Genomic DNA, 8758 nt, shown 5'->3' with positions numbered 1-8758 from the left:
CATGTGTGCTGGGGAGAGACAGCTCTCTTTTTTGCCATGCACAAACACACACACTGCCTCCCCCCCCCCCCCCCTCTCTCACCAACGTGTGTGTGTGTGTGGTGGTGGTGGTGTCGTGTGTGTTGGGATCACCGTGTCCAGGTGTGTACGGTAAGTGTCCTTGGTGTGTAAGTGTAGGTGTTGGCCTTGCATCAGTTTCATGGCAACAAGGGAGAATATGCATTATATTAATGTGTGGGGGGGGTGTGGGTGGTTTTTTTTTTTTTTTTTTTTTTTTTTTTTTTTTTTTTTTTTTCACACTCTCACATCGTCACTGCCACACACACATTCTTTCCCCCCCGCCAGCACACACACACACACCCCCCGCACGCGGCCCCCCCCCCCCCGCAGCGCGCGACGCGCGCGCGCTTGTCGCAGCAGCGCGCGCGCCGCCGCAGTTTTCTAGCAGGCAGCGCGCGCGCCCCCCCCCCCCCCTGCGCGCGCGCGCGCGCGCGCGCGCGCGCGCGCGCGCGCCCGCCCCCCCCACACGCGGCGCGTCACGCGCGCGCGGCGCACACACACACACGACACACACACACACACAGCGCGCCCGTGCGCGCGCGCGCGCGCGCGCGGGGGGGGGGGGGGGCCCCCCCCCCGCCCCCCCCCCCCCCCCCCCCCCCCCCCCCCCCCCCCCCCCGCCCCGCCCAGCACACGCACGCGCGCGCACGCACACACGCGCGCGCGCGCGCGCACACACACACACACGCGCGCGCGCGCGCGCGCGCGCGCGCGCGCGCGCGCGCGCGCGTGTGTGTGTGTGTGTGTGTGTGTGTGTGTGTGTGTGTGTGTGTGTGTGTGTGGGGGGGGGGGGGGGGCGGGCGCGCGCACCCCCCCCCCACACACACACACACACACACACACACACACACACACACACACACACACACACACACACACACACACACACACACACACACACACACACACACACACACACACCCTATTTTCTCTCTCTCTCTCTCTCTCTCTCTCTCTCTCTCTCTCTCTCTCTCTCTCTCTCTCTCTCTCTCTCTCTCTCTCTCTCTCTCTCTCTCTCTCTCTCTCACACACACACACACACACACACAGACACACACACACACACACACACACACACACACACACACGGGGGCGCGCGCGCGCTCTCTCTCCCCGCGCGCGCGCGCGCGCGCGCGCGCGCGCGCGCGCGCGCGCGTGTGGGGGGGAGAGACAGGGGGCGCGCGCGCGCGCGCGCGCGCGCACATATATGGAAAATAAAAAAGTTGGGGGGTGCATGTGGTGGGTAGCCAGCAGCACTGCAGAAGTTATTGTCGCTCTCTCATCACAGTAGGGGACCGGTGGGGGCAGCAGTGCCATCACCGTGGGACACCGTGGGTAGCAAGGAAACACACACAGTCTCTTTCCACAAACACTCCTAGAGGACACACACACACACACACTGCGTGCTTAGCACACGCCCGCCCCCGCCACACGCAGGGGAGGCCCGCACACACAGACCACACACACACACACACACACAGGGGGGGGCAGCGGCAGGCGGGGGGGGGCGCGCGCGCGCGCGCGCTCCCGCCCACACACCACACAACCCATCCAAGAAAGACTGCCGGATGAAGCCGCGGCCCCAGTGCGTGTCATTTTTCCGTGGCAGGCAGGCAGAAAGTGTGGGAAATGATTCCTAGTAGTGCTCTTGCTTGACGTAGTCGAAGATGAAGTCAGAGGGACGGTCCCTGTATTTATTTAGACCATCGCCATAAGCGAAAAATCGTGTTACGAGTTCTTCGTAACCCCGCTCATCCTTGCTCTTGACGCTCATCGGGGCGAGTCGTGCGAAGCGCTCGTCCGCTGCGAGCTCTATGACCAGGTTCATAAACGGGCCGGCTAGTGCGCCTCGTCGGATTTCTGCGGTGTTCGCATTCTTGCTGCCCGTGTTGATTCTCTCGAACATGTCGAGCCGAGCCGCTTCGTCGGCATGTTCATTCAAGACGATGCCGCGAATCGATCTGTTGCGAATTTTGCGCTGACGGGATTCGGGGAGATCGTCAAAAGTGAAATATGAGACGTTGGATAGCTGATCCAGCTCACCCAGTCGGTATCCCTTGAGGAGGAACTCTTCAAGGGTTCGCAATCGCTGGGAGCCATCTACGATCTCAAGCTTCCCGTCCTCCATCTCCCAGAAGAAGATGAATGGGATTGGGAGTCCCATGATGAGGGATTCGATGAACTTTGACTTGCGTTCGTGTTCCCACGTGAACTCGCGCTGATAAGTGGGGACGATGTACTCGCCACTCTTCATCTTGTTAGCCAAGATCTCAACCGAGTATTCGGTGATGTAGAAGTCGATGCGCTTCGTTTGATCTGAGATCTGTTTTTCGGCAGCGTCCCGTTCGTCGGGCGTGATCATGATGGCGTCGCTCGACATGGCTTGCTGCCTCCCCAGTTGTGTCTTCTCGCGCTGGCTGGCCACGGTTCCAACGCGAGGTCGATGATGTCACATGAGCGTGCTCACCAGCCGGTATAGTGCGTCGGCTCCGCCTAGTTGGGGTACCCGTTGCAGCCAGCAACCAGACGCCAAAGGCGTGAGGGCCGCGCGGCATGATGGCCTGCATGACCTCCGAATCCAGCAGGGCCCTTGTCGAGAGCACCCGGGTTACGGCCGTGACCGATGGTGTCGCGCAAGTCTTCACTTGGGAGGCGGACGCGCGGATCGAGGTGCGGGGCATGGGGGGAGAGGTCGTGATCGAGGCGAACGCCGCAGGTCTCAGGACGCTTGCTGGGCATCTGCTGGTGCTTGCCGCGGAGGGTGTTCCCGATGGGAGTCATCTGCACCTCGAAGACAGCAACGGGCTGGAGGACGGGTCCCTCGGCTTGGTTTTGGAGCGGTGCGACGAGGGGTGAGGGCGGCCGGCGGTCGTAGTGCAGCTGGGGGTGGAGCTGACATCCACGGCTGACATCAACGATGGCGGATAGCAGTAGTCGTCTGCGTCTCCCCAGGGGGCGGCTGGCCGTGGGAACTCAGGGCAGGACGAGTGTCCGGGCGAGCTTACAAAGCAGATGTCGGCGGTTCGAAACCGTCCGCGCCCACCAGTGAAATGACCCCCGGCCGTTGTTGGCCGGGGGTCTTTTGCGTCCACGACCGACACCGACGCGGAGCGGTCAGGGCACCCGGAGACCGGCGTCCTCGGACACGATCGCTGCTTCGTGGCGACGGCTCGGCGTGAGTTCTTCGTCGGCCGAGGGGGATGGGGCGTGACATTGACGGGTGGTGGCGCCGCCTTGGTCGACGATGTCCTCGTACACCGCGACCTTGAACCGGATCAGGTCCAGGGACTCCGTGAGCCTGGAGATCTGGGTGGCGACGTGCCCCTGGTGCTCGCGCATGAGCGTGAGCCGTTCCTCCTCGTTGCCGGCGCCTTCTCTGACGAGGTCGGCGTATCGGCTGAGCGCGGGCAGGGGCATGCCTGAGGCGCGGAGAATGATGCAGACGGTCAGCCAGTCGACGTCGTCCTGGCCGTAGACGCGGCGCCCGCCGGGCCCGCGTCGCACGGGATTGACGAAGAGGCCCTCACGCTCGTAGAAGCGCAGCGCGTGAACGCTCAAGCCGGTGCGTTCGGCGACCTGTCCGATGCTCAGACTTGTGGTGATCTCAGCCATGCCGGCCAGGGTAACGGGGGTTGATCTAGAGCCGGGTCTAGATCCTAGGGTCCCTCGTGCGACCGACTCGAGCTGTTAAGGGGCATCACCATGCGTTACAGAACTCTCGGCAAAACCGGTATCGAGGTCAGCGTCCACTGCCTCGGGACCATGATGTTCCAGGCCGGCTGCAACCCCGACCACGACGACTGTGCCCGCATCATCCACGCCGCCCTCGACCAGGGAATCAACTTCGTCGACACCGCCGACATGTACGGACAGGGCGAGTCCGAGGAAATCGTGGGAAAGGCGCTACGGGGGCGCCGTGACGACGTCGTGCTCGCCACCAAGGTGCACTTCTCGATGGGGGAGGGCCGCAACCGCGGTGGCAACTCGCGGCGTTGGATCCTCAAGGCGGTCGAGGACAGCCTCAGGCGCCTGGACACCGACTGGATCGACCTCTACCAGGTCCACTTCCCCGACCACTCCACCGACATCGAGGAGACGCTCTCGGTGCTCAGCGACCTCGTGAGCGCGGGGAAGATCCGCGCCTTCGGCTGCTCGAACTACCAGGCCGAGGAGATCGTCGAGGCGCACCACGTCTCCGAGCGTCGCGGCCTCGGGCGCTTCCGCACCGACCAGCCGCCCTACTCGATACTCGCGCGCGGGATCGAGGCCTCGCTCCTGCCCGTCTGCGAGCGCTACGGAATGGGGGTACTCGTCTGGAGCCCCCTCGCCTTCGGATTCCTCACCGGCAAGCACCGCAAGGACCGGCCCATCGACCTGGAAACCGGCCGTGCCGCGCTCCGGCCGGCTTTCTTCGATCCCGCGATCGCCGAGAACGCCGCCAAGCTCGACGCCGTGGAACAGCTCGTCGAACTCGCGACAAGCATCGGCTGCACCCTCCCCCAGCTCGCCGTGGCCTTCACCGTGGCCCACCCCGCCGTCACTTCGGCGATCATCGGACCGCGGACCATGCGGCAGCTGGAGGGCCTGCTCAAGGGCGCCGCGCTCACCCTGGACGACGCGACCCTCGACCGGATCGACGAAATCGTGCCGCCCGGGACGAACCTGTACAACCCCGTCGCGTCCCTGCCCCCGCGCTCCCTGACCGAGACCACCTTGCGGCGCCGCCCACTCGCCGAACGCGCGGCGGCGTGAGGCCGACGACTGCCCCTCCTGCCGGGAACCGATCCTCGGCGTATGCGTGAACACCCGGACGGTCAGCGGGGCAGCCGGGCCGTCCGCCCTGGATGCGCCGCTGCGGCGTTGCGCACGGCGCTTGGAAGGAGTGCGCCATCCGGGGCCGTGGTGGGGCCGGCGGAGGGCGCTCAGTGGTGGCCCACGCTGACAACCGCTGGCGGCTCAGCCGCTGGTCAGCGCGCTGGTCGGTGACTCAGTCACAGGTCGGCGCGGCGGGGCGTCAGTTGTGGGTGATCTGGCCAGAGGGATTAGGCGACGCGTGGCCTGGCCGGCGGGAGGAGCGGTTCGTGGTGGTGCCAGACGAGGTAGCGGTCGTCACGCAGTTCTGCCGAGCCCCATTCGACCCGCATCACGCCCTGTTCGACCGAGCAGGCGTACGCCACGATGACCAGCCGCAGTTCTGGTGGGAGGAGGGCTACGTCCGGATGGATGTGCTGCTCGTCGAGCTCCTCCAGGCCGAGGTCGAACTTCAGTTGCATCGGCTCCGGGCCGTGGCGCCGGATCAGGTCCGCGCGGGGGCCGTAGGCCTTGGCGAGGCGCGCGGCGGTGACCGGGACATCCCTCTTCGCGTAGAGAATCGGCAGGACGGCGTGGGTGCCGGTGACCATCACCGTCCTGCCCTGTACGCGTAGGGAGGATGAGCCGTCGAGTGGTGCCAGGCCGGCGGCCAGCGTCTCGTACTGTGCCGCGTGGAGACCATGGCCGTACGCTTCTTTGGTCTGTGTGCGGACTTGCTCATGAGCGTGGCGAGCCCTGGCGTGGGCTTCCACGAGGCAGGCCGGGATGGTCTTGGCCAGCCGGCTTGCCACGGCTCCGAAGGTCTCCATGGCCCAAGGCGTCACTGAAGTCACTCTGTGTGGCCCTCCCCCTGCGTTGTGAGAACGCGAGCTGATCCTGCCCACGGTGAGGGCGCCGGGTGGAAGGTGAAAGAGGGCAGCAAGAGGGCACAGGTGCACAGGCCGCGCACGGGCAGCGAGCTTGCGAAGCGGAGGTCGGCGGTTCGGGGCCGTCCGCGCCCGCCAGTGCGAAGGCCCCCGACCGGGCGTGGTCGGGGGGCTTCGGGGTGGGGATCAGGCGTTGGGGCGCTTGCCGTGGTTGGCGTTCTTCTTCTTGCGGGCGCGGCGCTTGTTTCCTCGCTTGGCCATGGTGCGACTCCCTTGTCCCGGACATTTCGGGTCTTCGTCAGTCTAGGTTCCGGCCCGCGGGGCCGCATCAGCGGCCGGGTTTCCCGGGGGTGGGGGCGGGGATCCTCTCGCGGGGGTGGTGGGGATGGACGCGGAGTGGGTGTGGGGGATCGGGGCCGGGGCGGCGGGTGTGGGGCTGGGGGTCGTGGAGCGGCTGCGGGGCGGGCGGTTCGAGCGGCAGCTGGATGCGGCGAGGGCGCGGTTGCGCGAGGCGGTCGGGGTCGGGGGCGGGGGCTCGGGTGAGGGGGAACCGAGGCTCGTGGACGCCGGGGCGCGGCAGGGCGGGGTGTCCGAACTGGGTGACCGGCGGGACGAGTTCACCCCGCTCCTCGTCGAGTACTACGCCTACGGGCTGACGCAGGCGCGCAGCAGCTTCGCCACCAGTCAGCGCTTCGCCGGGGCCGGTGCGGCCGTGCTGCTCTTCGGGGTCGGGCTCGCCGTCTGGAAGGCCGAGAGCGCCGGCGACGTGTACATCGGGGTCGTGACCAGCGCCGTCGGGCTGGTCGTCACGCTGGTCGGGCAGCTCTTCCACCGCCGGGCCGACATCGCCCTGCGGCACATGGCCGCCCAGACCGCCGCCCTGCGCGAGGACCGGCGGGCCGCCGAGAGTACGCAGCAGGCGATCGGGCTGCTGGAGGAGGTCGCCGATCCGGCGCTGAGGGGGCGGCTGCAAGCCGCTTTGATCATGAAACTGGCAGGGGCCGAGCTGCCCCCGGCCGCGCCATAGTAGGGGTATGTGCCGTTCTATTAAGACCCTGCGCCCGCCCGCCATCCCCGAGAAGGCCACGGATGAGGAGATCCACGCGGCCGCGCTCCAGTACGTACGGAAGGTGTCCGGGTTCCGGGCGCCCGCCGCGCACAACCAGGAGGTGTTCGAGGCCGCCGTCGAGGCCGTCGCGGAGGCGACGCGGCTGCTGCTCGACGGGGTCGAGGTGCGGGGGCGACGGGTTCCCGCCGTCTGACGGGTGCCCGGCGGTGTCGCCGGCGCCCGCTCTGGTCCGTGGCTGGTTCCTCCGAGGGTGTCGGGTCCGTGGAACCAGCCTCGTGGTGGCGGGGGCCAGGGGTCAGCGGGTGGCTGTAGTGCGGCGGCGCAGCAGCCAGGCGCCGGTGCCGAGTGCGCCGGCCGCGAGTGCGCCGCCCACGGCGATCTGGACCGGGCTCATCGAGTCGACGCTGCCGCCGAGGCCGCCGCGGGCGGCGCCGGGCGTGACCTGGAGGGTGACGGTGACCCGTCGCCCGCCGGCGCCGCCGCACTCGAAGGTGACGGGGTGGGCGCCGGTGGGGGCGTCGCGGTAGACGGTGGCGGCGCCGAAGAGGTTGGTCGCCTCCTGATTGCCCGGGGTCAGGGAGACGTCGCCGAAGGCGCGGGAGGAGGCCCGGCCGGTCCTGGTGCCGCAGCCATCGACGTTGAGGCTGACCCGGCCGCCGGGGGCGACGGTGCCGGGGGAGACGGTGGCGGAGGGGGCGGCGGAGGCGAGTGTGACGGGGGTGACGGCCGCGACGGCGAGTGTCGCGGCCGCGATGCCGGTCAGGCGGTGCCGGTAGCGCGTGGGGGGCATGGAGAGAACTCCTCGGGCTCGCTCGGAACGGCGCGGCCAGGGCACGGATGTGACGCGGGTTCGGTGACACGCCGTGCTCTGGACGCTAGAAGCCCTGCCGGGACCCGGCGATCGGTGCCGGGTGAACGGGTGACCCCACTGCCCCACCCGGGCTACGCGGAGCAGGGCGGGACCGTCACGCGGATGTGCCTGGCGCGGGTGGTGGGGGCAGGCGCGGCACGGGACGGACGGGGCGGACGAGCGGGCGCGGTGTGGGACGGCTCAACCGTGGGGCGGGGAAGGGGACGGGCCGCGCGGGGCTTCGGTGCCGGAGGAGCGGAACGTGCGCCGCGTGGGCGGGGCAGGCGTGGGAGTGCTGCGGGCGCCGTTCAGCCGTGGTCGGGGTGGGCTCGCGACGGGGGAGGGGCGAGGGAGCGCGGGCGGCAGTGCAGGGGTGTGGGTCAGGTGGCCGGGGAGGTGGCGGGGGGCGGGCGGCGGATGAGGAAGGCCGCCAGGGAGCCCGCCGCGAAGAGGGCGATGAGGGAGACCGCGCTGCCCAGCCAGGTCGTGCCCAGCCACTGGGTGCCGAAGTAGCCCAGCGCCACGCTGTAGCTCGCCCAGGTGATCCCGGCCAGGACCGACCAGGGCAGGAACTCCATCACCTTGCGCTGGGTCCGGCCCGCGCCCAGCGACACCACCGAGCGGCCCGCCGGGGCGAAGCGGGCGATCACGACCAGGGCGCCGCCGCCGCGTGCCAGGGCCGTGCCCAGGCGTTCGTGGGCCCGGGTCAGACGGCGCGAGCGGGCGATGGCACGGTCCAGCCGGGCCCCGCCGCGCCGGGCCAGCCGGTACGCCGCCATGTCGCCCAGGACCGAGGAGGTCGCGGCGACCACCAGCAGCGCCATGGTGTCCGGTACCTGCGCGGGCCCACCCGCGGCCGCCGCCGTGGCGGCGGCGGTGATCACCAGGATCCCGCTCGGCAGCACCGGCAGGAACACGTCGAGCACGACCGACACCGCCACCACGACGTAGATCCAGGGGCTCGCGGTCAGCGACCCCAGAGTCTCAAGCAAGGCGGGACTCCCCAGTCCGAAGCGCCGCGTCGTCGCGGGGAGCGGCAGGGGCGGCTTGACAGCCATACAGCGTACGCCCGGCGCCGCCGCCCCGGAGCCCCGGCCCCGC

9 protein-coding genes are annotated in these 8758 nt (G+C 68.8%); 4 read left to right on the top strand and 5 right to left on the bottom strand.

The features are described 5' to 3' along the window. Positions 1-1696: 1696 nt before the first annotated feature. Positions 1697-2485, bottom strand: a complete 789-nt coding sequence (locus OOK31_RS24710; protein ID WP_267089492.1) for a DUF262 domain-containing protein — start codon at positions 2483-2485, stop codon at positions 1697-1699. 140 nt (positions 2486-2625) lie between these two features. On the opposite strand from OOK31_RS24710, the gene OOK31_RS24705 reads away from it, so the two are divergent. Continuing rightward, positions 2626-2916: a hypothetical protein gene (locus tag OOK31_RS24705; protein WP_267089491.1), complete on the top strand. Its 291-nt coding sequence runs from the start codon at positions 2626-2628 to the stop codon at positions 2914-2916. Positions 2917-3174: 258 nt separating this feature from the next. Here the strand turns inward: OOK31_RS24705 and OOK31_RS24700 are convergent, their stop codons facing one another. Next, a complete protein-coding gene (locus OOK31_RS24700) occupies positions 3175-3672 on the bottom strand; it encodes a MerR family transcriptional regulator (RefSeq protein WP_267089490.1) in 498 nt (165 codons plus the stop codon). A gap of 90 nt (positions 3673-3762) precedes the next feature. On the opposite strand from OOK31_RS24700, the gene OOK31_RS24695 reads away from it, so the two are divergent. Continuing rightward, on the top strand, positions 3763-4812 hold the full coding sequence (locus tag OOK31_RS24695; protein ID WP_267089489.1) for an aldo/keto reductase: 1050 nt from the start codon (positions 3763-3765) through the stop codon (positions 4810-4812). A gap of 290 nt (positions 4813-5102) precedes the next feature. On the opposite strand, the gene OOK31_RS39425 is transcribed toward OOK31_RS24695, so the two are convergent. After that, positions 5103-5462 (bottom strand): hypothetical protein, encoded by a 360-nt coding sequence (locus OOK31_RS39425; RefSeq protein ID WP_323188249.1) that lies wholly within the window; start codon positions 5460-5462, stop codon positions 5103-5105. Positions 5463-6123: 661 nt separating this feature from the next. Here OOK31_RS39425 and OOK31_RS24685 point away from each other — a divergent pair. Both OOK31_RS24685 and OOK31_RS24680 read left to right on the top strand, forming a co-directional pair. Further along, on the top strand, positions 6124-6765 hold the full coding sequence (locus OOK31_RS24685; RefSeq protein WP_267089487.1) for a hypothetical protein: 642 nt from the start codon (positions 6124-6126) through the stop codon (positions 6763-6765). A 7-nt stretch (positions 6766-6772) separates the two neighbouring features. Then, entirely contained in the window at positions 6773-7000 is a 228-nt protein-coding gene (locus OOK31_RS24680) for a DUF2277 domain-containing protein (protein WP_267089486.1), read from the top strand. 102 nt (positions 7001-7102) lie between these two features. On the opposite strand, the gene OOK31_RS24675 is transcribed toward OOK31_RS24680, so the two are convergent. Next, positions 7103-7597, bottom strand: coding sequence for a hypothetical protein (locus tag OOK31_RS24675; protein WP_267089485.1), 495 nt, complete (start codon positions 7595-7597; stop codon positions 7103-7105). 440 nt (positions 7598-8037) lie between these two features. After that, the gene (locus OOK31_RS24670) at positions 8038-8649 is read right to left on the bottom strand and encodes a DedA family protein (RefSeq protein ID WP_267089484.1); all 612 of its coding nucleotides are present in this window, start codon (positions 8647-8649) and stop codon (positions 8038-8040) included. Between the last annotated feature and the right edge of the window lie 109 nt (positions 8650-8758).

The organism is Streptomyces sp. NBC_00249, assembly GCF_026342355.1.
GTDB lineage: Bacteria > Actinomycetota > Actinomycetes > Streptomycetales > Streptomycetaceae > Streptomyces.
The sequence above is the reverse complement of the archived record's forward strand: the minus strand, read 5'-3'. Positions and strand labels throughout refer to the sequence as shown.